Source organism: Xanthomonas sp. 4461 (assembly GCF_024806475.1).
GTDB lineage: Bacteria > Pseudomonadota > Gammaproteobacteria > Xanthomonadales > Xanthomonadaceae > Xanthomonas > Xanthomonas arboricola_F.
In genome coordinates this window covers 1,053,996-1,080,726 of record NZ_JANTYV010000001.1, presented here as the reverse complement: position 1 = coordinate 1,080,726, position 26,731 = coordinate 1,053,996, and the positions used below count along the sequence as shown (strand labels likewise).

At 66.3% G+C, this 26,731-nt stretch carries 18 protein-coding genes; 10 read left to right on the top strand and 8 right to left on the bottom strand.

The genetic code is table 11. From position 1 onward, the window contains the following. Positions 1–358: 358 nt before the first annotated feature. The 6 genes from FHY19_RS04665 to FHY19_RS04640 all read right to left on the bottom strand — a co-directional run bounded on the left by FHY19_RS04665 (position 359) and on the right by FHY19_RS04640 (position 12,470). On the bottom strand, positions 359–2,227 hold the full coding sequence (locus FHY19_RS04665) for a methyl-accepting chemotaxis protein (protein WP_259162307.1): 1,869 nt from the start codon (positions 2,225–2,227) through the stop codon (positions 359–361). Positions 2,228–2,957: 730 nt separating this feature from the next. Next, positions 2,958–5,396: a membrane-bound PQQ-dependent dehydrogenase, glucose/quinate/shikimate family gene (locus FHY19_RS04660; RefSeq protein WP_259163960.1), complete on the bottom strand. Its 2,439-nt coding sequence runs from the start codon at positions 5,394–5,396 to the stop codon at positions 2,958–2,960. Between the two features lie 463 nt (positions 5,397–5,859). Next, positions 5,860–7,227, bottom strand: coding sequence for an alpha,alpha-trehalose-phosphate synthase (UDP-forming) (gene otsA, locus FHY19_RS04655; RefSeq protein WP_259162292.1), 1,368 nt, complete (start codon positions 7,225–7,227; stop codon positions 5,860–5,862). Continuing rightward, the gene (locus FHY19_RS04650; RefSeq protein ID WP_259152340.1) at positions 7,224–9,002 is read right to left on the bottom strand and encodes a glycoside hydrolase family 15 protein; all 1,779 of its coding nucleotides are present in this window, start codon (positions 9,000–9,002) and stop codon (positions 7,224–7,226) included. The genes otsA and FHY19_RS04650 overlap by 4 nt, the downstream gene beginning before the upstream one ends. Positions 9,003–9,042: 40 nt before the next feature. After that, a complete protein-coding gene (gene otsB / locus FHY19_RS04645) occupies positions 9,043–9,807 on the bottom strand; it encodes a trehalose-phosphatase (RefSeq protein ID WP_259162290.1) in 765 nt (254 codons plus the stop codon). A gap of 227 nt (positions 9,808–10,034) precedes the next feature. After that, a complete protein-coding gene (locus FHY19_RS04640) occupies positions 10,035–12,470 on the bottom strand; it encodes a TonB-dependent receptor (protein WP_259162279.1) in 2,436 nt (811 codons plus the stop codon). A gap of 306 nt (positions 12,471–12,776) precedes the next feature. Here FHY19_RS04640 and FHY19_RS04635 point away from each other — a divergent pair, with 306 nt between their 5' ends. The 4 genes from FHY19_RS04635 to FHY19_RS04620 all read left to right on the top strand — a co-directional run bounded on the left by FHY19_RS04635 (position 12,777) and on the right by FHY19_RS04620 (position 17,645). Continuing rightward, entirely contained in the window at positions 12,777–13,253 is a 477-nt protein-coding gene (locus FHY19_RS04635; RefSeq protein ID WP_259162277.1) for a DUF3574 domain-containing protein, read from the top strand. Between the two features lie 558 nt (positions 13,254–13,811). Beyond that, positions 13,812–15,413, top strand: coding sequence for a hypothetical protein (locus tag FHY19_RS04630; RefSeq protein ID WP_259162276.1), 1,602 nt, complete (start codon positions 13,812–13,814; stop codon positions 15,411–15,413). Then, a complete protein-coding gene (locus FHY19_RS04625; RefSeq protein WP_259162274.1) occupies positions 15,410–16,579 on the top strand; it encodes a lysozyme inhibitor LprI family protein in 1,170 nt (389 codons plus the stop codon). The genes FHY19_RS04630 and FHY19_RS04625 overlap by 4 nt, the downstream gene beginning before the upstream one ends. Before the next feature lie 250 nt (positions 16,580–16,829). Beyond that, a complete protein-coding gene (locus FHY19_RS04620; RefSeq protein WP_259162265.1) occupies positions 16,830–17,645 on the top strand; it encodes a DUF3014 domain-containing protein in 816 nt (271 codons plus the stop codon). Positions 17,646–17,870: 225 nt separating this feature from the next. On the opposite strand, the gene FHY19_RS04615 is transcribed toward FHY19_RS04620, so the two are convergent. Together FHY19_RS04615 and FHY19_RS04610 are read right to left on the bottom strand one after the other, a co-directional pair. Next, complete coding sequence (locus tag FHY19_RS04615; protein ID WP_259152332.1) at positions 17,871–18,578, bottom strand: glutathione S-transferase; 708 nt, start codon at positions 18,576–18,578, stop codon at positions 17,871–17,873. A 44-nt stretch (positions 18,579–18,622) separates the two neighbouring features. Next, on the bottom strand, positions 18,623–18,934 hold the full coding sequence (locus FHY19_RS04610) for a GIY-YIG nuclease family protein (RefSeq protein WP_259162264.1): 312 nt from the start codon (positions 18,932–18,934) through the stop codon (positions 18,623–18,625). A 269-nt stretch (positions 18,935–19,203) separates the two neighbouring features. Between FHY19_RS04610 and FHY19_RS04605 the strand changes: the two genes are divergently transcribed. From FHY19_RS04605 to FHY19_RS04580, 6 genes are all read left to right on the top strand, one after another. Further along, a complete protein-coding gene (locus FHY19_RS04605; RefSeq protein WP_259162263.1) occupies positions 19,204–21,459 on the top strand; it encodes a TonB-dependent receptor in 2,256 nt (751 codons plus the stop codon). A gap of 67 nt (positions 21,460–21,526) precedes the next feature. Beyond that, positions 21,527–22,855, top strand: coding sequence for an LLM class flavin-dependent oxidoreductase (locus FHY19_RS04600; protein ID WP_259162262.1), 1,329 nt, complete (start codon positions 21,527–21,529; stop codon positions 22,853–22,855). A 16-nt stretch (positions 22,856–22,871) separates the two neighbouring features. Next, positions 22,872–23,912 (top strand): L-glyceraldehyde 3-phosphate reductase, encoded by a 1,041-nt coding sequence (mgrA, locus tag FHY19_RS04595; RefSeq protein ID WP_259152328.1) that lies wholly within the window; start codon positions 22,872–22,874, stop codon positions 23,910–23,912. A gap of 17 nt (positions 23,913–23,929) precedes the next feature. Then, complete coding sequence (locus tag FHY19_RS04590; protein ID WP_276580758.1) at positions 23,930–24,892, top strand: aliphatic sulfonate ABC transporter substrate-binding protein; 963 nt, start codon at positions 23,930–23,932, stop codon at positions 24,890–24,892. Positions 24,893–24,941: 49 nt separating this feature from the next. Then, positions 24,942–25,736: an aliphatic sulfonate ABC transporter permease SsuC gene (gene ssuC, locus FHY19_RS04585; RefSeq protein ID WP_259162256.1), complete on the top strand. Its 795-nt coding sequence runs from the start codon at positions 24,942–24,944 to the stop codon at positions 25,734–25,736. Further along, positions 25,733–26,566 (top strand): ATP-binding cassette domain-containing protein, encoded by an 834-nt coding sequence (locus FHY19_RS04580; RefSeq protein WP_259162252.1) that lies wholly within the window; start codon positions 25,733–25,735, stop codon positions 26,564–26,566. Before ssuC ends, FHY19_RS04580 begins: the two co-directional genes overlap by 4 nt. Positions 26,567–26,731 lie beyond the last annotated feature (165 nt).

Below are 26,731 nucleotides of genomic sequence, written 5' to 3'. Positions count from 1 at the left end.
TACGGTGATCCGGGGATTTGCGCGATGGCCTGCGGTGCGGCTTGTCGTTCTGCGGCGTGTTCCGGATCAAGCATGGCGGGCAGGCACGCTTGCTCTGCGTAGGAGCGCACCTGGGCGCAAGGTGGCGTTACCGGCAATGCTCGGTCGCGCCCGAGGGCGCTCCTACGGTGATCCGGGGATTTGCGCGATGGCCTGCGGTGCGGCTTGTCGTTCTGCGGCGTGTTCCGGATCAAGCATGGCGGGCAGGCACGCTTGCTCCGCGTAAGAGCGCACCTGGGCGCGAGGGGCGTTACCGGCAATGCTCGGTCGCGCCCGAGGGCGCTCCTACGGTGATTGTGCGATGCGCTGTGCTGGCGGCTTAGGCCGCCGCGCTGTTGAAACTTGCGCGCACGACATTCGCGTTGCCGCCGTGCGCAGGCTGCAGGCGGAAGATCGATACCGCATCGGCCAGTTCCACCGCCTGTTCTTCCAGGCTGCGTGCGGCGGCGGTGGCTTCTTCCACCAGCGCGGCGTTGCGCTGGGTGACCTCGTCCAGCTGCGCGACAGTGCGATTGACCTGTTCGATGCCGCTGGATTGCTCGGCGCTGGCCGAGGTGATCTCGCTCATGATGTCGGTGACATGCTTCACCGAGCCGACAATTTCGCGCATGGTCGCGCCGGCACGGTGCACCAGCCCCGAGCCCAGCTCCACCTTGTCCGTTGAATCGGCGATCAGCGTCTTGATCTCCTTGGCGGCGTCGGCCGAGCGGCGCGCCAGTGCGCGCACTTCCGAGGCCACCACCGCAAAGCCGCGGCCCTGTTCGCCGGCGCGCGCGGCTTCCACCGCGGCGTTGAGTGCCAGGATATTGGTCTGGAAGGCGATGCCGTCGATGACGCCGATGATCTCGCCGATCTTGCGCGAGGCGGTGCTGATCTGGCTCATGGTGGCGACCACGTCGTCCATGACCTGGCCGCCGCTTTGCGCCACTTCGCCGGTGCCCACCACCAGACGGTTGGCCTGCAGTGCGCTGTCGGCGTTCTGCTTCACGGTGGAGGTGAGTTCTTCCATCGAGCTTGCGGTTTCTTCCAGGTTGGCGGCCTGCTGCTCGGTGCGCTCGGACAGATCGGTATTGCCGGCAGCGATTTCCACTGCGGCCTGGCGAATGGTGTCGGAGGCGGTCTGGATGCCGCCGATGATTTCGGTCAGGCGGGCCACGGTCTGGTTGGTGTCGTCGCGCAGACGCGCAAAGATGCCGTACGCATCGCCGTCCACGCGCTGGGTGAGGTCGCCTTCGGCCAGTGCGCCGATCACGCGCGCCAGTGCGGCAAGGTGGGTCTCCACCGAGTCGTAGATGCGGTTGATGCCTTGTGCCAACGACAGCAGCACGCCGTCCATGCCGTCGAGCTGCATGCGCCGGCTGAAATCGCCAGCCGATGCGGCCTCGATGATCTGGATCAGCGCCTGCTCGGCGTTGACCTGCGCGGTGACGTCGACCCACTGCGCGATGGTGCCCAGCTTGGTGCCGTCGGCGGCGATGATCGGGCTGTAGACGAAGTCGATCTGGCGGCCGAAGAACGGGGCGCGCACGGCCTTGGAGGCATTCAACGCGCGCATGCGGTCGATGGCGGCCTGGCTGTCCGGATAGATGTCGCCGATGCTGCCGCCGACGAAGCCTTCGGCGTGGAAGCTGGGGCGGAAGCTCTGCACATCCGGCTCGATCAGCTTGAGCATCGCCAGCAGTTTGCGGTTGGCGAACAGCACCTGGCCGTCGTCGTCGGCGATGCGGATCATGGTGTCCAGATCGTCGAGTGCCTTGATCACGAACTGCCCATGGCGCAGGCCTTGCTCCATCACGTCGATGCGGATGGCCAGCTTGTCCTGGCTCGCCTGCAAGGTCTTCAGCAGCGGTGCGAGTTCACCGGAAACGTTGCGCAGGTCCAGGCGCTCAAAGCGGCCTTCGCCCAGCGCAGCGACCGCATTCATCGCCTGCTGCAGCTGCGCACTGTTGCGATGACGCGCCCACCACCACAGGCCGACACTGGCCGCGCCGAGCACCAGCAGGGCCGGGAACAGCTTCGCAAGGGCGCTACCGACGCCGCCGGGCATCAGCGTGGCGGCATAAAACGTCAGCAAGGCCAGCAGCCCGAGGTGTGCGGCAGCGGGCATCCATGCAGTCCAGGTCGTACGCGCAACGTTTGCGCCCGCTGTTGGGCGGGTAACGGGTGCGGCATCGTGTGAAGGCAACATAGGCTGAGTCCAACGTGTGTTCTGGGAAAGGGGGAACGGTGTGCAGCAGGAGTAGGCTGCAATGGGGTATCGGCGGCTGGGTCTGAATCATGATGGTGTGAACGGACCGTTTGTCGGAATGCGGGCCGCCGAGCCGGGAAACAGCCGATGTGGTTGATTTGGAAGCGGTTTCAGTGAGCGTGTGCAAGCTCCCGGCGGTCGGCCGGCGTGCGAAATCGGCACCTGTATTTGTAAATTTCGTGTGAATTTATGCCGCCACGGTTGAGGCAGTCTGCACTCCGATGGAATGCACCTGGGCGGCCTGTCTCTCAGTGATCTGGTAGCGGCGACCGGTTCGCTTTGCAGGGTCTGCCGGTCGCCAGGTTCCGCGCTGACGTCAGCGCCGGCACACAGCGACGCCATGACGTTGCCCTGGGCATCGGGAAATCGCAGCAGCAGAACGTCGCGCGCGGTGATCCGGGAGCGTCGGAAAAAACGGCAATCCGAGGAGAGGTCAGGGCGATGCAGATGCTCCGGCCGTCAAGCCGCGGTTCCGGCACAGCTGTCATCGGCGGGCGCAACGATGTGCAGTTGAGACCTGCTGCTGCAGCCACGGAGTCCGACCGCACGCCATGGCTCCACCCCAGCCGCGCAGCGTCACTCTGCTCAATCGGCAGGCCGCGCCCACAAAAAAAAACCGGCCGTCTCGCGACGGCCGGTCTGTTGTGTCACTGCGTGAGCGCGCCTGCGATTACTTCGCCGGCGTGGCCTGCGCATCGTCCGGCAGTGCCCAGGCGATCACGCTGTCGCCCGACTTGGTTTCCATGCGGTCGTGTCCGCCCACGGCGGCCACGATGTACTGCTTGCCGTCGATGGTGTAGCTCAGCGGGGCGGCCTGCGGGCCGGCCGGCACGCGGGTCTCCCAGACCTGCTTGCCGGTGCGGGTGTCGAAGCCGCGCATGAAGTCGTCCAGGGTCGCGCCGATGAAGGTCACGCCGCCGGCGGTGGCCAGCGAGCCGCTGTTGTTGGGCGTGCCGATCTCGAACTTGGTCTTGGACGGGATGCCCATCGGGCCCTGGTCGTAACCGGTGCCCAGCGGACGCCGCCAGAGTACCTGCTGGGTGCGCAGGTCCACGCCGGAGATGTAGCCCCACGGCGGTGCCACGCACGGCGTGTTGAGCGGCGACATCCACGGCTCCTTGCGTGCGCCGTAGGCCAGGCCCTTCTGTGCCATGTAGCCGGGCGTCTTGCTCTTGCCGTCGAATACCGACACCACGCCCAGCTCATTCATTTTTTCGCGGGTATAGACCTGCAGGGTGTAGGGCAGGCGATTGCTGTTCATCACCATGATGCCGCGTTGCAGATCGACCGAGACGCCGCCCCAGTTGATGCCGCCGTGGTTGCCGGTAAAGGCCAGCGAGCCTTGCAGGGTCGGCGGGGTGAACATGCCTTCGTAGCGCAGCTGCTTGAACTGGATGCGGCAGGCCAGCTGGTCGAACGGGGTCATGCCCCAGGCATCGGATTCGATGATGGTCTCCACCTCGCGGCTAGGCGCGCCCACGGTGTTGGGCATGCCCGGCGAGATCGGCTGGGTGGCAGCGGTCCAGTCGCCATGATCGGTGCCCTGCGGCACGGCGATCTGCTTGACCGGCATCAGCGGTGCGCCGGTGGCGCGATCCAGCACGAACACCTGGCCGGACTTGGTGGCCTGGATCACGGCAGGGCGAGTGCCGCCGCCAGCGACCGGCCAGTCGACCAGGTTGGGCTGCGGGCCGATGTCGTAATCCCACAGGTCGTGGTTGACGGTACGGAAGTGCCAACGCTCCTTGCCGGTGGCCGCATCCACGGCGACCAGCGCCGCGGTGTATTCCTCATCCTGCGGGGTGCGGCCCTTGCCGAAGAAGTCGCCCGAGGCATTGCCGGTGGGCAGGTAGACCAGCCCCAGCTCATCGTCTGCAGCCATCAGCGACCACACGTTCGGGGTGGAGCGGGTATAGGTCTGGCCGGCCGGCGGCTCGGCGGTGATCGCCGGGTTGCCCAGGTCCCAGGCCCAGCGCAGCTGGCCGGTAAGCGCATCGAAACCGCGCACCACGCCGGACGGCGCATCGCCTTCCTGGCCGTCGCGCACCTGGCCGGTGGGCTGGATCACCACGCCGCGCATCACCACCGGCGGCGAGGTCGGGCCGACGAAGCCCGGCTTGGTGTTGCCGGTACCGGCATTGAGGTCCACGTAGCCGTTATTGCCGAAGCTGGCGCACAGCTTGCCGGTCTGCGCGTCCAGCGCGCCGAGGCGGCCGTCGACCATCGGCCAGAAGATTCGGGTCGGGCACTCGGCGGTGCCTTGCGGCGCCTGGTAGTACGACACGCCACGGCAGGTGGTGGCGGCAACGCCGGCCATCGCCTTCGGATTGGTCTGCGGGTCGAAGCGCCAGCGCTCCTTGCCGTTGGCCGCTTCCACCGCGATCACCTTCTGGGTAGGCGTGCAGATGTAGAGCAGCTCGCCGACCTTGAGCGGGGTGTTCTGGAAGGCGTAGCCCAGCTTGGAGCCGGCCGGTTTCAGATCGCCGGTATGGAATTCCCAGGCCACCTTGAGGTTCTTGACGTTGTCCGGGGTGATCTGCGCACCGGGCGTGTAGTGGTTGGACAGGTTGGAGCCGGCATAGGCGGTCCAGTTGCTGGCGTCGTGATTGGCAGCGACGTTGCCGTCAGGGCTGGGCACAGTGGCGCGGCTGAAGGCGGCAGCGTTGGCGGCCGGCTGCGTGGATGCATCGGCCAGTTCCACGTTGCGCGGCACAAACAGCGGCCACAGGATCAGGGCGGCGCCCAGGATCGGCAGCACGCCGGTCACCACGACATAGCCGGCGCCGGACAGCGGCTGCATGCGCCGACGCGCCACGCCCCAGAACGGCAGCAGCACCAGGCCCAACACGGAGATCCAGGCCAGGCGCGGGACCAGGCCCCAGCCATCAAGGCCCACTTCCCACAGTGCCCAGGCGATCGTGGCGGCCAGCGTGGCGCCAAACAGCCACAGGCCGGCACGCTTGCCCAGCGCCAGCAACACGCCGGCAAGCAGCAGCGCGATACCTGCGAGCAGGTAGTACCAGGAACCACCAACGGCCACCAGGCGGCCGCCTTCATAGGCGAGCACCGCGCCGAGCACGGCGATCACCGCTGCATAGGCCACCAGCAACCAGGTGCCTAGCCCACGTTTTGAGGATTGATCAGTCATTTTGAGATGTCAGGAAGGACTTGGGGCCGCCATGGGCGACAAGTCGTGGAGGGAGAGAGGTCGCCCGTTGGCACAGGCTGCCGGCGACCTTGGATATGAACGCGCAGCCCCTCCCAGGGTCCTCAGCGCTAATCATGCGAATATTTTAGACCTCTGAGCACCGCCTGTCCGTGACGGAATAGGAACCACCGTTCCAACCTGCCGCTCGGATGCGCCGAATCTACGGAGAAGTCGAGCAGCGCGGCGAAGGGCGATGGCACGTGAGCTGAGGCGCGATGACAGCTGAAGGGTGTGCAGGCAAGAATCGCTGTCTCTGTCGAATTGCTGTGTGCCTTGCTTCGCGGAGAAAGAAAGGCTTGTTCGTTGGGAGGGAGAAGGAAAAGCTTGCAGCGAGTTCGGGCGCCTTCTCCTAACCGGAGCAGGATCAGACGTCTGCGAGTGCCTGCAGATAGCGCTGGCGCCAGTGATTGATGTTGTTCTTGCGCAGGTGATCCATCATCGCCCGCCACCGCTCGATGCGCGTTGCCAGCGGCATGCTCGCTGCCGTTGCGATTGCATCGGCCACGCCGTCCAGATCGTGCGGATTGACCAACAGCGCCTCCTTCATTTCGTCGGCCGCGCCGGCCAGCAATGAAAGCACCAGTACTCCCGGATTTTCAGGGTCCTGCGCGGCGACGAATTCCTTGGCGACCAGGTTCATGCCATCGCGCAGCGGCGTCACCAGGCCCACCGATGCAGCGCGATAGAAACCGGTCAAGGTTGCGTGACTGAAGTTCTGGTTGACGTAGCGCAACGGCGTCCAGTCCGGCCCCGCATGCCCCCCATTGATATGGCCGGCGATCTGCTCCAGCTGCCCGCGCAATTGACGGTATTCGGTGACATCGCCGCGCGATACCGGGGCGATCTGCAGATAGGTGAGGCTGCCGGATTGATCCGGGTAACGCTCCAGATAGCGCTCGAACCCCTGGAAACGTTCCGGCAGGCCCTTGGAATAATCCAGGCGGTCCACACCGATCGCCAGCTGCCGCCCGCGCAGACTCTCGCGCAGATCGCGTACCGCCTGCTTGCTGACAGACGCCTTTGCCTGGTTGGCAATCAGATCGGTGTCGATGCCGATGGGGAACGAGGAAGCCGTGAAGCGCCGCCCGCCCGGACCTTCGACCTGATCGCCTTCGAGAATGCGGCCGCCACCGAACAGGCGCACATACGCCTTGAAACGTTCGGCGTCGCGTTGGGTCTGGAAGCCCACCAGATCGTAGGCGTAGAAGGTACTGAACAGGCGCGCGTGATCGGGCATTGCCTGCACCAGATCGGCCGAGGGCATCGGCACGTGCAGGAAGAAGCCCATCTTGCAGCCCACCCCCAGCTCGCGCAGCATCGCGCCCAGCGGGATCATGTGGTAATCGTGGATCCACAAGGTGTCGCTGTCTTTCAGCAACGGTGCGAGCTTTTCTGCGAACAGGCGATTGACGCGCAGATAGCCTTCGCGCTTGGCGCGGTCGTAATCGACCAGGTCCAGGCGGAAGTGCAGCAACGGCCACAACGTGCGATTGGCGAAGCCGTTGTAGTACGAATCGATATCGCGCTTGTTGAGGTCCATGGTGACGAAGGTGATGTCGCCTTCGGTCTGCTCGTGCATGCCGCCGCTCTCGCCGCGCGCGGTCTTTCCGCTCCAGCCGAACCACATGCCGCCGCGCTCCTTGAGCGCCGCCAGCAACCCGACTGCCAGGCCGCCGGCACGGGTTTCGCCGGGCACTGCAACACGATTGGATACCACCACCAAACGACTCATGACGCCTCCTGCCAGCTCCGCGACAAGCGCATCGCTGCGATGATCAAACCGACGTGCGAATAGGTCTGCGGGAAATTCCCCCAGGCTTCGCCGTCTTCGAACGATAGGTCTTCCGAGAGCAAGCCCAGGTGATTGCGACGCGCCAGGATGCGCTCGAACAATTCCCGCGCTTCGTCCTTGCGGCCGATGGCGGCCAGCGCGTCGATGTACCAGAACGTGCAGATCGTGAAGCTGGTTTCCGGCTCGCCGAAATCGTCAGGCGCGATGTAGCGATACAGTGCATCGCCATGCTTGAGCACGCGGCCGACTGCCTCGACCGTGCGTACGAACCGGCTGTCGTCGGCATCCACGATGCCGATGTCGGCCAGCAAGAGCAGCGACGCATCCAGACGGTGGCCGCCGAGCGTGTCGGTGAAGTAGCCGCGTTCTTCGCTCCAGGCTTCGTGCAGGACGCGCTCGCGGATGCTGTCGGCGCGCTGTCGCCAATACACGCTGCGCTCAGGCAATGCCAGGCGATCAGCGATCTTGGACAGGCGATCGCAGGCGGCCCAGCACATTGCGGCGGTATAGGTGTGCACCTCGGCGCGGCCGCGGAACTCCCACAGGCCGGCGTCGGGCACGTTGTGCAGCGCGTAAGCGCGCTCGCCCAGCGGTTCGAGACGGCGGAACGTGTCGGCGTCGCCCTGATCCTTCAGGCGCAGGTCGAAGAACAGTTGCGTCGAGGCCAGCACGACGCTGCCATAGACATCGTGCTGTTTTTGAATCCACGCCAGATTGCCGCGCCGCACCGGACCCATGCCGCGGTAGCCTTCCATCGTGTCGACTTCATGCTCTTCCAACTGCGACTCGAAGCCGATGCCGTACAGCGGCTGCAGGGTGCCGTCGCTGGTGGCGATGTTGAAGATGTAGCCGATGAACTGCTCCATCGTGCGGGTGGCGCCAAGCCGGTTGAGCGCGCGCACCACGAAGGCGGCGTCGCGCAGCCAGCAGTAGCGGTAGTCCCAGTTGCGCGGGGTATTGGGCGCTTCGGGAATCGAGGTGGTCATCGCGGCGATGATGGCGCCGCTGTCTTCGTACTGGCACAGCTTGAGCGTGATCGCGCTGCGGATCACCGCCTCCTGCCAGTCGAGCGGAATGGACAGATAACGCACCCATTCGCGCCAATACTCCTCGGTGCGTTCCTGCGCTTCCTGCACATAGCCGGTGAGCGAGCGGGTCAGCGATTCGTCCACGCCCAGCACCAGGCTCACCGGATGGCTGAGCACGAACGGCAAGCCGTCGCGCACGAAGCGCACCGGCACGTCGGTGGTCAGGCGCAAGGTGAATTCCGGCAACACCCAGCGGATATGGTTGCTGCCCCAGGTGGTATCGGGGGTGCGGCCACCCCAGTCGGCCAGCGGGCGCGCACGCACGATGATGCGCGGGTTGCCGGCGAGCGGGCGGATCTGGCGGATGATGCTGACAGGCCGATAAAAACGGCCGTTATTGCGCCAGCGCGGTGCGAAGTCGATGACTTCCACCTCGCCACCGTGGCTATCGCGCAACACGGTGCGCAGCACGGCCGTGTTGGGCAGGTAATGCTGCTCGCTGCTGACGAAGTCTTCCAGCTCGACGGCAAAGTCGCCGCCTTCGGTCTTGGGCGAAAGCAGGCTGCAAAAAGCCGGGTCGCCGTCGAAGGCGGGCAGACAGCTCCACACTACGCGTGCCTGTCGATCGACCAGTGCGCCAAAGCTGCAATTGCCGATGACGCCCAGATCCAGGTTTGGCTCGGTCATGAGGTGCAAACGATCCTGTAAGTAACGAGAGGAGGCGCGCCTACGGTGATGCGTTGCGCGCGTTGTGGTGGAGCCACGCATGCACAGCGGCGGTGCCGTCGAGGCGAAAACGCGCGCTGGTCTGCGCGCGATCGCCGACCAGGATGCTCCAGCCGCCCAAACGATTGGCCGCGTCGAAACCGAATTCGTCGGTGAGGTCGTCACCGACGAACACCGGCGTGCGGCCTGCAAACGCGGCGGTCTGCATCAGCTGCTCGACGGCCAGCCCCTTGTTGCTGCCTTCGGGGACGAATTCAACCACATGGTCGCCCGGTTGCAGGCGATAGCCGGGGAGCTGGGCGATTTCATCCTGGGCGAAGGCCAGCACGTCCGGTCCGGCGTCCGGTTGGGCGCGCCAGTGCAGCGCCACGCCGACGCCCTTGTCTTCGACCAGCACGCCTGCGTGTTTGTGCGTCAGTGCCGCAGCGCGCCGATGCAGGCCATGCAGGAAGTCAGAGGTGTCCTGCGGCATGGCGGCGCGTGCGGCGATGTCGCTGCGGAGTTCGTGCCCGTGCAGGCCGGCGGCCGGCAGCAGCAGTGGCGCGAACAATGCATCGAGCTGTGCGAGCGGGCGCCCGCTCACCAATGCAATGGCGCCCTGCAGGCGCTCGCTGAGGCGACCAATGGCCTCGCGTACCTCGGGCAGGAGCCGCACGGCCTCGGGGCTGTGGGCAAAGTCGATCAGGGTGCCGTCCACGTCCAGGAACAATGCGCAGGCATCGTCCAGCAATGGCGGCGACGGAAGGGGGGAATGCGCGTCTGCCATTGCGCTAGTGTGCGCAAACCGGTGTGAGATTCAGGTTATGGAACGGCGGGGATTGGGGAGTCGGGATTGGGGATTCGTTGCAGCCGCGCTTGCCAATCCCACATCCCAAGTTCCAACAACTGCCGACTGGCTAGACGATGGGGTAGTGCGGACAAGGCGAATCTGGATCAGGGATTCGCAGCGATGCTGCTCTTGCAAATCCCAACTCCCGATTTGCCAATCCCGGCTTAAAACGAATACCGCACCCGTCCGTACCAATACGCGCCGTTGCTGCCGATCGGCGACAGCACGTCGTAGGGCAGGTTGCCGAAGTAGGCGATGTCGTCGATGGAACGATCGGAGTAATTGTCCAGGATGTTCTGGCCGCCGATGGCCAGCGTCCACTGCGTGCCCAGGTGATACTCGGCTTCCAGATCCAGCTGCCACTCGGCGCCATAGGTCTGGCGTGGCACGAAGCCGCCGCCGAAGTCGAACACGCGGGTGGCGCTGCCGTAGCGGTTCACGCGCGTCTGCAGGTTCCAGCGCTCGTTGGTCCAGTTGGCGGCCAGTGCGGCACGCGTGCGCGGTGCGGCGTCGGTGAGCGTATTGCTCTCTTCCACGCCGAACAGCACGTAGTCCGGGTTCAATGCCAGTAACTGCCCGGGCGTTGCGATGATGTTCTCCAGCTCGGTCTTGGCGTAGCTGTAGGTGCCGGTCAGCAGCAGATCGCCACCGAAGGCGTACTGGCGCCAGTTGGCCACCAGCTCGGCGCCGCGGGTGCGGGTGTCGGCGGCGTTGAGGAAATAGCTGGCGCTCTGCACGCCGGCGACGCCGAAGTTCTGCTGCACAAAATCGGTCAGCGTGTCGCCGGTGATGTCTTCGGACAAGGCGATGCGGTCGTCGATGTCGATCTGGAAGAAATCCAGCGACAGGTCGAAGTGGTCGCCCAGCTTGCTGGTGAAACCCAGGCTGTAGTTGACCGACTTTTCCGGCTTCAGATCGGTGGCGCCGAGCGCGCGGGCGATCGGGTTGTTGACCGACAGCAGGCGGCCCTGGGTCAGCCGGCCGGCGGCGTCGTAACCGGTGGACGTGGCTTCGTAACCGATCTGGCTCAGCGAGGGCGCACGCACGTTGTTGGAGATGGCGCCACGCAGCGCGAATGCCGGCGCGAACGCGTAGCGTGCGGCAAGCTTGCCGGTCCACTGGCTGCCGAAATCCTGGTAATGCTCGTAGCGGCCGGCCAGGTCGGTGGAGAACTTGTCGCCGAACTGGCTGGAGACGTTGGCATAGGCGCTGGCCACATTGCGCGACAGGTCGGCCTCATCCTGCGGAGTGAGCCCGCCGCCGGCCTGCGAGCCGGTGGGGCGATCGGTGAACGGGCCGGCCGCATAGCTGGCCGGGTCGCCGGCATGGGTGCGGTATTGCTCGCGGCGGAACTCGGCGCCGGTGCCGAAGGTATGGGTGGCGCCGGCCGCATCGAACACGCGGGTCAGATCCAGATTGCCCACGGTCTGCGCAAACGCGAAATCGCCGGTCTTGAAGCGCGTGGTACTGCCCGGCCCAAGCGAGGCATTGAGCGAGTTGCGCAGGCGGTAGGTGAAGTCGTTGCGGCCGTAGTTGACGCTGGCGTCGTAGTCCCAGTCGCCGAGCTGTCCACGCGCGCCGGCGACGAGTTGCAGGTCGCGATTCTCGCCTTCGGAAATCGGCCGGTAGCCGTTGGGGTAGATCTCGCGCCAGTTGGCGCTGCCGTCCGGGTAGCGGAAGTAGTTGGCGCCTTCGGTGTCGCGCTGGTTGTAGGTGCCGAAGGCGTAGAACTCGCCATTGGCGCTGAACGGAATCTTGGTGTTGAGCCAGGCGTTCAGGCCCTTGGTGGCGCCATCGCCGAGCACATAGTTGCGCCGGCCGGCCAGGGCCAGGTTGGCCGGGGTCTGTTCTTCGAACGACGGGATCTGGTCGAAGCCGGCGCGATTGGTCGCTTCGCGATTCTTCAGCTCCAGGCCAACCTTGAAGAAGCCGCCGTCATCGCCCAGCAGCGAGCCGACCTTGGCGCTGGCATAGCTGGTCTGGCCATCGGTGACACGGCGATCGATCGGCTCCACGTCGGTGTTGTAGGCGCCGAAGCTGGCTTCCAGCTCGCCGCGCTCGGGGTTGTCGTCCAGGATCACGTTGATGACGCCGGCGATCGCGTCCGAGCCGTACTGCGCGCCGGCGCCGTCACGCAGCACTTCGATGCGCTTGATCGCGTTGATCGGGATGGAATTGAAATCCACCGGCGTGGTGCCCTTGCCGATCTTGCTGTCGGTATTGACCAGCGCCGAGGTATGCCGGCGCTTGCCGTTGACCAGCACCAGCACCTGGTCGGGCGAGAGCCCACGCAGCTGCGCGGCGCGGATATGGTCGGCGCCGCCGGAGTTGGACTGGCGCGGGAAGTTGAACGAGGGCAGCAGCGCCTGCAGCGCGCTGCCCAACTCGCCATTGACCACGCCGGCCTTGCGGATGTCTTCGGCGGTGAGCACGTCCACCGGCACGGTCGATTCCAGCACGGTGCGGTCGCTGGCACGGGTGCCGGTGACAATCACGGTGTCCAGCGTGGTGGCGCCGGGGGCGGCCTGCTGGGCCTGCGCGTTGGCACTCAATGCCACGGCGACGGCCAGGCCGATGGCCGAAAGGGTGGGGCGGGTCATGCTCTCTCTCCTGCAACTGCAAACGCGCAGCGGGGTCGGCGTCCGGCCGGCTGGTGCGCAAGGGTCGGACTGTCCTACATTCATCCGGATGGAGAGATATTATCGCGTTGTTCAGGCCTGCGCGAGATGACGCGGTGCGCACGCGTGCATGAGCTGATGCTGCGGCCGCATGAGCGCTGGCACGACTGGCATAACGCTGCAGCAGTGCCGCTCGTACACTTGCCCCCTTGCGCCGGTCGTTTGTACGCGCTGGCCGCGCCGGTGTGCATCGGCGTTCTTAGCCCCCCGAAAACGTTGGAGAAATTGATGAAGTTGCTGCCATCCGTGTTGATCGCCGCCGTGCTGGCGTTGTCTGGGTGCGCCACCACACCGGGCAAGGCGCCCGCGGCGGCGACCACCGCCAGCATGCAGGGCGATGCGCAACGTCCCGGCGATGCGCATGGCTGGATACGCAGCGAGCTCTACTTTGGCGTGGGCGAGGAGACCGGCCCGGCCGACCGTCCGCAGACCCGCACCATCGACCAGACGCAATGGCGCGCGTTTCTGGACAAGGAAGTGACCCCGCGCTTCCCCGATGGGCTGACCGTGTTCGATGCCTACGGCCAGTGGCTGTTCCGCGGCGCCAAGGAGCCGAACCGCCTGGGCACCAAGGTGCTGGTGATCCTGCACGAGGACACCCCGCAGCGGCGCCGCGACATCGAAGCGATCCGGCTGGCCTGGAAGCAGGCCACCGGCCACCAGTCGGTGCTGTGGTCGCGGCAGGCGGTGGAGGTGTCGTTCTGAGAGGTGTCGATCGGAGCAGCTGCCAGCGCGGTTGTGTGTCGGTAGCGCGTGCACAGGCGGCGCTCGAATCGGCATCTGTCTGTGCTGCGCGTACGTTGCAGTGATACGCCTCATTTGCGCCCATCCAGCGAGCAACGCTGTGCAGGGTCATCTGCCGGCTCTGGTGAGCATGCGCGTTGAAACGCTGCACCGAATGCGCGTGAGCGCTGCACGCGTGGCGTTGTCTGCCGCACTTGGCGGGCTGTCATGCGCGGTGGTGGCCTGAGATACCAGTGCGAGGTGACGATCGGCACGCACCGGCGTGCCACCGCGCTGGATGTCGGCACCGATACCACGCCGGTGCCGGTGCCGGTGCGCTAGCGCAGCGCCAACCGTGGCCACATCGTCGGCTGGATCGAGGTCGAGGCGGCGATGAAGTAGCGTAGCGTCGCCACCTCAAGGTCGCCGCACGCAGGACTGGCGGGCGCAGTCGCGGCGACACGGTCTGATCCACCGCGGCGCTGTCGCGCGTGATGAGCAGCGGCTACCATCGGCCGATCCCCACGCTTCCTGGCTCCCATGTCGGCCCCTTCCTCGCGTACTGCGGCATCGCCGCGCTGGTTCGTCGCCGGCGACCTCAATGGCTTCTTCGGCCTGGTCGTCGACAATCTCTCCATTCTTGGCTTCATCGCGATGGCGTTGGTCGGGATGTTCCAGTTCCCGGCCGAGGTGGTGTTCGGGCGCATGTTTCCCGGCACCGCGTTCGGCGTGCTGGTGGGCAACCTGCTCTACACCTTGATGGCGCGGCGGCTGGCTGCACGCAGCGGGCGCGACGACGTCACCGCGATGCCGCTGGGCCTGGATGCGCCGACCAGCATCGGCATGGCGCTGTTGGTGCTGGGCCCGGCATTCGTCGGCTTCAAGGCGCAGGGGCTGGACCCGCAGGCGGCCGCCATCGCCACCTGGAAACTCGGCATGGCCTCGCTGGTGGTGATGGGCCTGCTCAAGCTGGTGCTGTCGTTCGTTGGCGAGGCGGTCACGCGCGCGCTGCCGCGAGCAGCCTTGCTCGGTTCCATCGCCGGCATCGCGCTGGTGCTGATGGGCCTGCTGCCGCTGCTGGAAACCCTGCGTTCGCCGGTGGCTGGATTCGTCACGTTGGGCCTGCTGCTGTATGTGCTGCTGGCCAAGGGCCGCCTGCCGACCAAATTGCCGGGCGTGCTGGTGGCGTTCGTGATCGGCACGGCGCTGTACTACGGGCTGGGGCTGGCCGGGTTGGGCGCGCCGGGCTTCAGCGTGCCGGCGTGGACTCCACCGCAGATCGTGCTGCCGCTACCGAACCTGGGCTTTATCGAAGGATTGCCGGCCACGGTGGCGTACCTGCCATTGCTGCTGCCGTTCGGCTTGTTGATGGTGGTGGGCGGCATCAATGTCAGCGAGAGCGCACGTGCCGCTGGCGATGACTACCGCACCCGCGACATCCTGCTGGTGGAGGCCCTGGCCACGCTGGTGGCCGGTGTCTGCGGCGGGGTGGCGCAGACCACGCCGTACATCGGCCAGCCGGCCTACAAGCATATGGGCGCGCGCTCCGGTTACACGTTGTTGACCGGCGTGTTCGTCGGCATCGGCGGCATGCTGGGTGTGATCTCCGGGTTGGTGCAGTGGCTGCCGCTGGCGGTGCTGGCGCCGATCATCGTGTACGTGTCGATCGACATCACCACGCAGGCGTTCCAGGCCACGCCCAAACAGCATGCCGGCGCGATGGTGCTGGGGTTTCTGCCATCGGTGGCGTACCTGCTGACGATCAAGGCGCCGGGCTGGATCGCGCCGGAGCAACTGGTTGCGCTGACCACGAAGGTGGATGGCCACGGCCTGCCGGAACTGGCGGTGATCTTTGCGCTCGGCAATGGGTTCATCATCACCGCGATGCTGTGGATCGCCACGGTGGCGGCGATGATCGATGGCCGGCTGCGTCGCGGTGCGGTGTTCTTGCTGGTCGCTGCGGGCCTGACGCTGTTCGGCCTGATCCATTCGGTGGACCCGCGCGGCGGCATCTACCTGCCCTGGTCGCTGCAGGGTCTGGCACGGGTGATCAGCTGGCAGTTCGTCGGCGCCTACGTCGCGCTGGCGGTGACGTTGCTGTTGTTGTCGCTGCTGCCGGCACGCAAGGAGGCGATGCAGTGAAACACCACACGCGTGTGGCCCGATTGCTGCTTGGCAGCGCGCTGGTGCTGAGCGCCGGCGGTGCGTGGGCGGCCTCGTTTGACTGCAGACAGGCCGGTACGCCGGTCGAAAAGCGCCTCTGCGCAGTGCCCGCACTCGGTGCGCTGGACGAGCAGCTGGACGCAAGCTACCAGGCGCTGGTGCAAACGACGCCGCGCGCTGCGGTGGCCGGCGTGCGCGAGCAACAACGCGCCTGGCTACGGCAGCGCAACGCCTGCGCGCAGGACGCCAGGCCGGACGACTGCCTGCGGCGCAGCCTCACCGCCAGGGCCGATGTGCTGGCCAAGGCACTCACCGTGCAGCAGCAGGCGCTGGACCGCATCATCGCCAGCATCCCCGGCAAGCCTGCCGAGGCTGCGCGGCAGCTGCAGACGTACGACGCACCGCTGGCATCGGCATGGCTGGCGTATCTGCATCAGTTCGTCCCTGCCGCCGGTGTGGACGCCGCATTGGCGAATACGCGATTCGAGAGTGCGCGCAAGGCCCTGCGCAAGACCGATGACTTTGCGGCATCGTTGCTGGATGACGCTGCCGGCACGCCTGCAACGCCGCAGCAGGAACGCGTGCTCACGCTGCTGCGCATGTGGATCGAGCGAGACGACAGCGGGAATCGGCCCTATGTGCATTGCTTCATTTTCGCGGCGGTAGGTGAGCCAGCGTACGAGGCATTCGGGCCGCTGTATGCTTCCACACGCGACTCGTTCGCTCCGGTGTGCAAGCCGCCGGGCGGCTTGTTTGCGCTGGCCAGCTGGAAGCAGCTGGACGATGGGTTCGATCCCCTGATCGACGCCCTGAGCAAGGACGCCGGCACCATCCGCTATGCCAGCTACGCCGAGTGGGGCGTGATTGCGCTGCGCGCATCGGTGTCGCCGCTGCTGTACCTGCAACCGGCATTGCGCAAGCGCTATGGCGACGATCCGGACAAGGCGATTGCGGCCTGGGACGGCGATGGCAGCCAGTGGCCGGCGGCAGATCGCAAGGCGGTGCGCGTACTGTTGCCCAAGGTGCGCGCAGACACCGCTGCGTGGCTGGTGCGCGAAAAACAGGTGCCTGCAAGACAGGCCGATCAGGTGGCAGCGGCAATCGTGGCGGCCTGGGTGAATGCGCGGTTGAACTTCGCCAATTGAACGCGGTTTGTCGCGCATGACGCCTCGTTTTTGGCGTCGGCGGTTCGTCGTTGGTCGTTCGCGCCCGACCTCGCGTCGACCGCCTGGTGCATGACGCGCAGATCGCGTGTTTGCGCTGCGTGCGCATGCCAAAGCCTCGCCTGGCCATGTATGCGCGCAATTGATGAATGCGCGGCCACCTCACATCGATGGAACCACCGCACCATCTCATGGTCACACCCTGGATGTTGTCGATGTCAGGAGTTCCATGATGCAAACCAAGTCCTCGCGCTGGCCGTGGCTGTTGGCCGTGCCGCTCATTGCCGGCGCCGCCTGGTGGCTGTTCCGCGGGCCCTCCGATCCATCGGGCGCGTTGCCCGCGCCGATCAGCCAGACCGCGAGCGCGGTGGCTGCCGCTGTTGCCCCGTCACCTCCTGCACCGGCCGCGCCGCGTCATCCGGTGCAGACGCCATCGGTCGATGCAGCCGATGCAGCGATTCCTGCGTTGGCACAGAGCGACTATGCCGCATGGCAGGCGTTGCTGGACCTTGTGCAACACGACGACGCGCTGTCGATCGTGCTGCGCGCGCATCTGATCGAACGCGTGGTGGTGATGGTGGACAACCTCACCCAGCCCAGCATGAGTCGTCGCGCATCGGTGCTGCAGCCGGTGCCGGGCGAGCTGCAGGTGTCCAACGCCGCCGAGCGCAGCGTGATCGACCAGGCCAATGCCGCGCGCTATGCGCCCTACGTCGCCGCGTTCACCAACGTGGATGCGCACGCCCTGGTGCGGAGCTATGTGCGCTTCTACCCATTGTTTCAGCAGGCCTATGCGAACCTGGGCGCGCCGGACCGTTACTTCAACGACCGCGTGATCGATGTGATCGACCATCTGCTGCGCACGCCGGAGCCAAGCCAGCCGATCGCCGTCGTGCGCGACGCGCGTGGCCGTTATCTCTTTGCCGATCCTGCGCTGGAATCTGCGTCGGTCGGGCAGAAGGCATTGCTGCGGCTGGGGCCGACCCAGGCTGCCGCAGTGAAGGTGCAGCTGCATGCCATCCGTGCGGCGTTGTTGCAGGGCGGCTGAGGCTGGCGGTTCGGCTGCGTCAAGAGTAAAGGCCGCATCCGTGCGGCCTTGCACTTGCGATATCAGGCAACACATGGCGGTGCCCGATCACGCGGGAACGTTAACGACAGGATCGAACGCGCAGCACAGGCCAATCGCAAGCATCAGCTGCGCAGTGAGCACGTCGTATCACTAGGCGCCCGCCGCCCGCCGCCCGCCGCCCGCCGTCTGATGCCGGTACGGCGCCTACGCCGCATCAAGCTCCGGGTAGTGGCGGAAGATGCCGTTGGTGTTGAACGCCACGCGGCGCTCGGATGCGAGGTAAGCGGCAATGCGCGGGCGCCCGGCCACGCGCTGCTGCAGCGACTTCAGCCCCGGCAACTCCTTGGACAACGTCGTCATGCGCTTGGGGAACATGTATTCCAATCCACTGACCAGCTGAAACAGCGACAGATCCACGTACGAATGGGTGCCAAGCGCGTGCGTACCGCCTGCCTGCTGCAGTACATGCTCGAAATAGCCGAGGAACTTGGGTAGCCGGTTGTCGCGCAGATCCTGGGCGCGTTTGGCTGCTTCAGCTGTCTGATCTTCGTAGTACAGCCCCACGCCGATGGGGTGATGGGTGTCGTGCACTTCGGCCACCAGGTCGGCGATGGTCAGCTGCAACTGCAGTGCCTGCAGGCGCTGCGCCTCGGCGGCGGGCACCAGCTGCAATTGCGGGCCAATCGCATGCAGGATGGCTGCCACCTGCGCGATCACCACCTCGCCCGCACGCAGAAACGGCGGTGCGAATGGGTGTGCACCCGCGTGCTTGCCTTCCAGGAATGCGGTCATGACCTCGTCGCCGTCGATGCGCGCCACGTCGGTGTAGCTGGCGCCGGCGTCTTCCAGTGCCAGGCGGACGAATTCGCCGCGACCCTGCAGGCCGGTCCAGTAATAGAGCTGATAGTGCATGCGCTGCTCCGGTGTCGGAATGGCGCAGCGTAGGAAGCGGGCGGCTAGGCGGGCGTGATAGGGGTGTCAGAAGGGTGTGACCAGGCGCTGCAGGGCGGCTGCGCCAGCAGCCAGGCCAGCTTGCGCGTGCGGGGTTGCTGCTTGAGCTGCCACTCGGCACGCGAGGCGGCGGCGCGGTCGGGATACGGGTGACTGGCGAGCACTTTCAGTGGCGGATTTGCGCGTGTGTAGCGCGCGCCGGTGCCACGCACATGCGCCTGAAAGCGGCGCTCCAGATCGTTGGTGATGCCGGCGTAATAGCTGCCGTTGCGACACAGCAGCAGGTAGAGGTGCCAGGGCTTGGTGGATACATCCATGTCGCCATTATCGCCACAGGGCCGGCGTTGTGCATTGGGCCTCTTCCACAGCGCTCACCGGTGGTCTGCAGGCGCTGCAGGGCGTGAGTGAATAACCACCTAAACATTGGTTATTTGACGCTCGCGGCAGCTGCAAACAGCATGCGCTATTGCACTGCACCGCCTTCCCAGCCTGCGCTGCGCCAGCTTCGCTGCGCGTTGATCGCGCTGCCGGACAACCAACTTCACCAACGCTGCTACACGACAGCCGACGCCACGAAAGGACATACATGCCTGCGCAACACCGGACCCCGGCGGGGATCTTTGCTGCTTCCAGATGGTTGGCCAAACCGCAGGTCTTGGCGTGGAGCCTGGCGTGGGCATGTACGCCAGCGCTGGCCGATGAAGTAGGCGAGACTGCTGCCACGCCGGAGCGTGCCGCGCAGACCCTGGGCGCAGTGACGGTGACCGCCACGCGTCGCGAAACCACCTTGCAGCAAGTGCCGGTGGCGGTGTCGGTGGTGCAGGGCCAGACACTGGAGCGCGAAAACCGCAACAGCGTGGCCGACCTGCCGGCGCTGGTGCCCAGCCTGACCTTTCGCAACGGTGCCTCCAACAAGGACACCTCATTGTTCCTGCGTGGCGTGGGCACCATCTCCACCTCGCCAGGGGTCGAGCCCAGCGTGGCCACGGTGATCGACGGTGTGGTGCTGGGGCGTCCGGGCCAGGCCACGCTGGACCTGCTCGATGTCGAACGCATCGAAGTGCTGCGCGGGCCGCAGGGCACCTTGTTCGGCAAGAACGCCTCGGCCGGCGTGCTCAGTATCGTCAGCAAGCCGGCGCCTGAGGTGTTCGGCGGCTATGTGGATTATTCCCACTTCGGCGGCGGCGACGAAGACCGCGTGCGTGCCAGCATCGGCGGTGCGCTGGTGCCCGAGGTGCTCAAGGCCAGCGTGTCTGCGTTGTGGGCCGAATATGGCGGCAACGTGCGCAATGTGGCCGACGGGCAGACCGTCAATGGCTACCGGCGCGCCGGCGCGCGGCTGAGGCTGGATCTCACGCCGAACCCGAGCTTGAACGCAACGCTGCTCGCCGACTACCTGCAATCGAGCAGCGACGCGCCCAGCGGCGTGGTCGTGGCCAGCACACGTGCGGACTTCGCTGCGGCGCTGGCACCAGTGGTTGCCAGTGCCGACAACCGGCAGATCAACAGCGATTACCGCACGCATCTGGACGACATCAACAAGGGCGCCTCGCTGCAGCTGGATCAGCACCTCGGCGATGCGCTGTTGACCTCGGTCAGCGCATGGCGGCAGTGGGACAACACCCAATTCCAGGATGGCGACCGCACCGCGCAACGCAGCGCGACGTTTCCCGCATCGCATGATCGCGGCGAGCTGGGTTACACGCAGTATTCGCAGGAATTGCGCGTGCAGACCCCACGCGACCGCGCGGTGGAAGCGGTCGCCGGTCTGTATTACCTGCATGCCCGCAGCGACGAAACCTATCGCCGTACGGTGACGACGCCCACCGCCAGCAACGTGGGCGTGGCCGATTACGCCACCCGCGCGCAGACCTATGCGGTGTTCGGCGAGGCCACCTGGCATTGGCGCCCGGATCTGCGTGCGCTGCTGGGTGCGCGTTTTACCCGCGACACGCTTGAGTATCGGCATCAGCGCGTATCCAGCTCGGCCGCACCGGTCACCGGTATCCAGCCGTCCACCGCAAGCAGTGGCAGCACTGCGGAAAACGGGGTGTCCGGCCGCACCGGCCTGCAATACGACATCGATGCGCAGACCACCGGCTACCTGACCTATTCGCGCGGTTACAAAGGCCCTGCCTATAACGTGTTCTTCAACATGCAGCCGCGCGACACGCCGGCGCTGAAGCCGGAGACCTCCAACGCCTGGGAGCTGGGACTGAAGACACGCGCGCTGGACGACCGGCTCAGTACGAACGTGGCGCTGTTCCATACCGACTATTCCGATTACCAGGCCAACTTCTTCGACACCGTGGCCGGGCAGGTGGTGACGCGCCTGATCAATGCCGGACAGGTGCGTACGCAGGGCCTGGAGCTGGACCTGGATTACCGGCCCACCGAGCGGCTTAGTCTGGCCGCATCGCTGGCGTATACGCAGGCGCGTATCCAGCGCTTCGCGTGCCCGGCGGCAGCGGCGGCCAACTGCAATGTCGACGGCAAGCCGTTGCCGTTTTCGCCGGACTGGAAAGGCAACCTGCGCGCCGGATACCGGGTGCCGTTGCGCGGCAGTCTGGCGCTGGAATTCAACGGCGATGTGAGCTGGCAGGACAGCGTGCAGTACGACCTCAGCCAGACCGCGCAGACCATCCAGGGCCCGTACGCGATCTGGAATGCCAGTATCGCACTGGCCGATGACGTGCATGGCTGGCGGGTGGCAGTGCTTGGTCGCAATCTCGGCGATCGCTCGTATGCGCCGTTGTTGGCCAATGCCACCGGCAATGTCTACCGGCTGGTACCGCGCGATGATCGCCGCTATCTCGGCCTGCAAGTGCGCAAGGATTTTTGAGGATGCAGTCGATGGGTTTCAACAGTGGGTTCAAGGACCGCCAGGGCATCGTGTCGGGTGGTAGGCGATGAGCGCGCCACGGCAGCTGTCGCTGGGCGCGTTCCTGATGGCGACCGGCCACCACGTCGCGGCCTGGCGGCACCCGCAGGCGAGCGCGGACACGCTGGACTTTGCGCACTACCGCGAAATGGTGCGCATCGCCGAGGCCGCCAAGTTCGATGCGGTCTTCGTCGCCGACAGTTTGGCCGCAGCCGGTGGGCCGATCGCACAGCGGATGGCGCGTTCCAGCCTGTTCGAGCCGCTGACGCTGCTCAGCGCATTGGCGGCGGTCAGCGAGCGCATCGGCCTGATCGCCACCATGACCACCAGCTATAACGAGCCGTATCACGTGGCGCGCAAGTTCGCCTCGCTGGACCATCTGTCCGGCGGCCGGGCCGGGTGGAATCTGGTCACCTCCGACGCCGCCGACGAGGCGCTCAACTTCAATCGCGATGCGCATTACGTGCACGCCGAGCGCTATGCGCGAGCGCGCGAGTTCCAGCAGGTGGTCGCCGGCCTGTGGGACAGTTGGGACGACGACGCGTTCATCGCCGACAAGGCCGCCGGCCTGCATCACGACCCGGCGCGTGCGCATGTGCTCGATCATCGCGGGACACATTTCCAGGTGCGCGGGCCGCTCAATATCGCGCGCGCCCCGCAAGGGCACCCGGTGCTGGTGCAGGCCGGCTCGTCCGAGCCCGGACGCGCGCTGGCGGCGGAAACGGCCGAGGTGGTGTTCACCGCGCAATCGTCGCTGGCCAAGGCACAGGCGTTCTATGCCGATATCAAAGGGCGGCTGGAGCAGTTTGGCCGCTCGCGCGATGCGCTGAAGGTACTGCCCGGCGTGTTCATCGTGGTGGGGCAAAGCCAGGCCGAAGCGCAGGACAAATTCGAGCAGTTCCAGCAGTTGGTGGAGCCGGAGGTGGGTATCGCGCTGCTGTCGCGCATGCTGGGAAACTTCGACCTGTCCGGCTATCCGCCCGATGGCCCGTTGCCGGAGTTGCCGCTCACCGAAACCGGGCAGCGCAGCCGCCAGCAGTTGTTCACCGAACTGGCCGGGCAGGAGCAGTTGAGCATTGCCCAGCTCGGCCGCCGCATCGCCGGTGGGCGCGGCCATTACAGCCTGATCGGCACGCCAACCCAGATCGCCGACGAGTTGCAGGCGTGGTTCGAGCAGGGCGCCGCCGATGGCTTCAACGTGCTGGTACCGCACCTGCCCGGCGGCCTGGCCGATGTGGCGACGCACGTGGTGCCGGAGCTGCAGCGACGCGGCCTGTTCCGACGTGACTATGCAGGGCGCACCTTGCGCGATCATCTGGGGCTGGCACGCCCCGTCAATCGCTTCAGCGCCCGCTGATCTACCGGACAGACCCATGACCTATCTCGCACATCCCGATCGCTACGACCGCATCGCCTACCGCCGGGTCGGCCGCAGCGGCCTTGTCCTGCCCGCATTGTCGCTGGGCCTGTGGCACAACTTCGGCGACAGCACGCCGATCCAGACGCAGCGCGACTTGCTGCGCACCGCCTTCGATCTGGGCATCACCCATTTCGATCTGGCCAACAACTACGGCCCGCCGTATGGCAGCGCTGAGCTGAACTTCGGCCGCTTGCTGCGCGAGGATTTCAAACCGTATCGCGATGAATTGATCATTTCCACCAAGGCCGGCTGGGACATGTGGCCGGGCCCGTACGGGCAGGGCGGCAGCTCGCGCAAATACCTGTTGTCCAGCCTGGACCAGAGCCTGCAACGGCTGGGCGTGGACTATGTGGACATCTTCTACTCGCACCGTTTCGATGCGGACACGCCGCTGGAAGAAACCGCCGGCGCACTGGCCAGTGCGGTGCAGCAGGGCAAGGCGCTATACGTGGGCGTGTCGTCGTATTCGGCGGCGCGCACCCGCGAGATCGCGGCACTGCTGCGCGAGTGGAAGGTGCCGTTGTTGATCCATCAACCGGCCTACAACTTGTTCAACCGTTGGCCGGAGCAGGAGCTGCTGGAGACTACCGCAGACATCGGTGCCGGCGTGATTGCATTCACGCCGCTGGCACAGGGCCTGCTCACCGGCAAGTATCTTGATGGCGTGCCGGCCGATGCGCGCGTCAATCGCCCCGGTGGGCAATCGCTGCGGCCAGAGCATCTGTCCGACGACAACCTGCAACGCGCACGTGGGTTGCATGCCATTGCACGGAAGCGCGGGCAAAGCCTTGCACAGCTGGCACTGGCCTGGGTGCTGCGCGATGCGCGCGTGAGTTCGGCGTTGCTGGGTGCCAGCCGGCCGGAGCAATTGGTCGAGAACGTCGCGGCACTGCAGAACCTGAGTTTCAGCCCGGAAGAGTTGGCCGAGATCGATCGTTTTGCGGTCGAGGGCGGCATCAACCTTTGGGAAAAACCGTCAACCGATTGGCAATGAGGAGATCGTCGATGCGCATGCTGATTGCCTGGGCGCTGATGCTGATGATGAGTGTCGCGTGGTTGCCGTGCGCGTCTGCGGCCGAGCCTGCACAGTTGCGCATCGGCTACCAAAAAGCGGTGTCGAGCCTGGTGCTGGCCAAGCAGCATCGCCTGCTGGAGCAGCGCTTCCCGCGCACCAAGATCAGCTGGGTGGAGTTTCCCGCAGGGCCGCAACTGCTGGAAGCCCTGAACGTGGGCAGCGTCGATCTGGGCGGGGCTGGCGATATTCCGCCGTTGTTCGCGCAGGCGGCCGGTGCCGACCTGCAGTACGTGGGCTGGGTGCCGCCGACGCCGAAGGCCGAGACCGTTCTGGTGCCGGCCAAGAGCACGCTGCGGCGCGTGGCCGATCTCAAGGGCAAGCGGGTCGCGTTTCAAAAAGGGTCCAGCGCGCATAACCTGCTGCTGCGGTTGTTGGCCAGGTCCGGCCTGAGTCTGCGCGACATCACGCCGCTGTACCTGTCGCCGGCCAATGCGCGCGCCGCGTTTGCGGCCGGCCAGGTGGACGCGTGGGCGATCTGGGACCCGTGGTATTCGGCCTTGACGCTGGATGGCAGTGCGCGCCTGCTCGCTAACGGCGAGGGGTTGGGGTTGACCGGCGGGTTCTTTCTGTCCTCGCGCCGCTATGCCACGGCGTGGGGTCCGTTCGTGCAGCAAGTGATGGGCACGCTCAACCAGGCCGACGGCCTGCTGGAACGCGACCGCGCCGGTAGCATCAAGGTGCTGGCGCAGGTGAGCGGGCTGTCGCCTGCGGTGGTCGAGCGCACCTTGGCGCATCGCCCGCCTGCCAGCGTGCAGCCGCTCAGCGCCGAGGTCATCAAGGCGCAGCAGGCCACTGCCGATCTGTTCTACGCGCAGCGCTTATTGCCCAGGCGTGTGCTGGTGGCACCGGCGGTGTGGCGTGCGCCGGCCGCGGTTGCCGCGCAAGCGGCAGGCAAGTGATGCGGGTGGCTGCGTCGCCGATGCGCACGGCCAACACGAGGGCGATGCAATGAGCGCCCGTGCATGGCGGTGGGGCAACCGGCTGTTGCCGTGGGTGTTGCCATTGACGGTGCTGGCCGCATGGCAGGGCGCGGCATCGAGCGGTTGGCTGCCGCAGCGCATCCTGCCGGCGCCGGACGCGGTGCTGCGTGCGGCGGCCACGCTCGTGCAAAGCGGAGAGCTGTGGCAGCACCTGGCAATCAGCAGTTGGCGCGCCGCCGTGGGCCTGGTCATCGGCGGCAGCCTCGGCCTGGTGTTGGGCCTGTTGACCGGCGTGTCGCGCGTGGCCGAACGCGTGCTCGACAGCAGCCTGCAGATGCTGCGCAACGTGCCGCACCTGGCGTTGATTCCGCTGGTGATCCTGTGGTTCGGCATCGATGAGGGCGCCAAGTTGTTTCTGGTGGCGCTGGGTACCTTTTTTCCGATCTATCTCAATACCTACCACGGCATCCGCAGCGTGGACCCGGCGTTGATCGAGATGGCGCGCAATTACGGCTTGCGTGGGCCGCAGTTGTTCATCGATGTCTTGCTGCCCGGCGCGCTGCCATCAATTCTGGTCGGGCTGCGCTTTGCCTTGGGACTGATGTGGCTGACCTTGATCGTGGCCGAAACCATCTCGGCCAGTTCCGGCATCGGCTACCTGGCAACCAATGCGCGCGAGTTCCTGCAGACCGACATCGTGGTGGTGGCGATCGTGCTGTATGCACTGCTCGGCAAGCTGGCCGATCTGGCCGCACGCGGGCTCGAGGCCTGGTGGCTGGGCTGGCATCCGGCTCAGCAACGGCGCGCGCAGGTGTCGCGATGACCACACCAGGCAACGGCCTGCCGCTGAGCCTGCGCGGCATCGTCAAGCGCTATGGCGGCAGCGATGTATTGCGCGGCATCGATCTGGAGATTGCAGCAGGCAGCTGCGTGGCCGTGGTCGGTCGCAGCGGCTGCGGCAAGAGCACGCTGTTGCGAGTCATCGCCGGTCTCGAAAGTGCCGATGCCGGACGCCTGGACAGTGGCGATGCGCCGCTGGCGCGCCGGCGCGATGCGGTGCGGCTGATGTTTCAGGATGCGCGGCTGCTGCCATGGAAACGGGTGATCGACAATGTGGCGCTCGGCCTGGGCCGTGCCGGGCGCGCGCAGGCACAGGCAGCGCTGGATGCGGTGGGGCTGGGCACGCGCGGCGGTGACTGGCCTGCGGCGCTGTCCGGCGGGCAGCGGCAACGCGTGGCGCTGGCGCGCGCATTGGTGCATCGGCCGCGGCTGTTGCTGCTGGACGAGCCGCTGGGCGCACTGGATGCGCTGACCCGCATCGAGATGCAGCAGCTGATCGTGCAGCTGTGGCGGCAGCATGGCTTCACCCTGGTGCTGGTCACCCATGACGTCGCCGAAGCCAGCGCGCTGGCCGACCGCATCGTGGTGATCGAGCACGGCCAGGTCGGCCTGGATGTGGCAGTGCCGGTAGCGCACCCGCGCACTCCCGGCTTGCCGGCGCTCGCCGCGATCCAGGCGCAGGTGCTGTCGCGTCTGCTGGGCTCCACGCAGGCGGACGTGGCCGCCGCTGCCGTGCGCGGCGATGCGGGGCTGGACAGTGCCGGAGGCAGCAGCGAGGTCCCTCAGGCAGTGCCGCTGCGACGGATCGTCTAGCGCCTGCGATGGTCGGCCCGCTGGCCGAACGCCAGCGCGGATTGCCCTTGCGGCGCCCCGACAGGCAGGGCCGCATGAGGCGGTCTCGCCGGCGTTGGCCGGCGCCTTGCGCGCCGGTCAAACCTTGAAACCCCGTTTGGCAACCGCATCTGCACGGTATCGCCG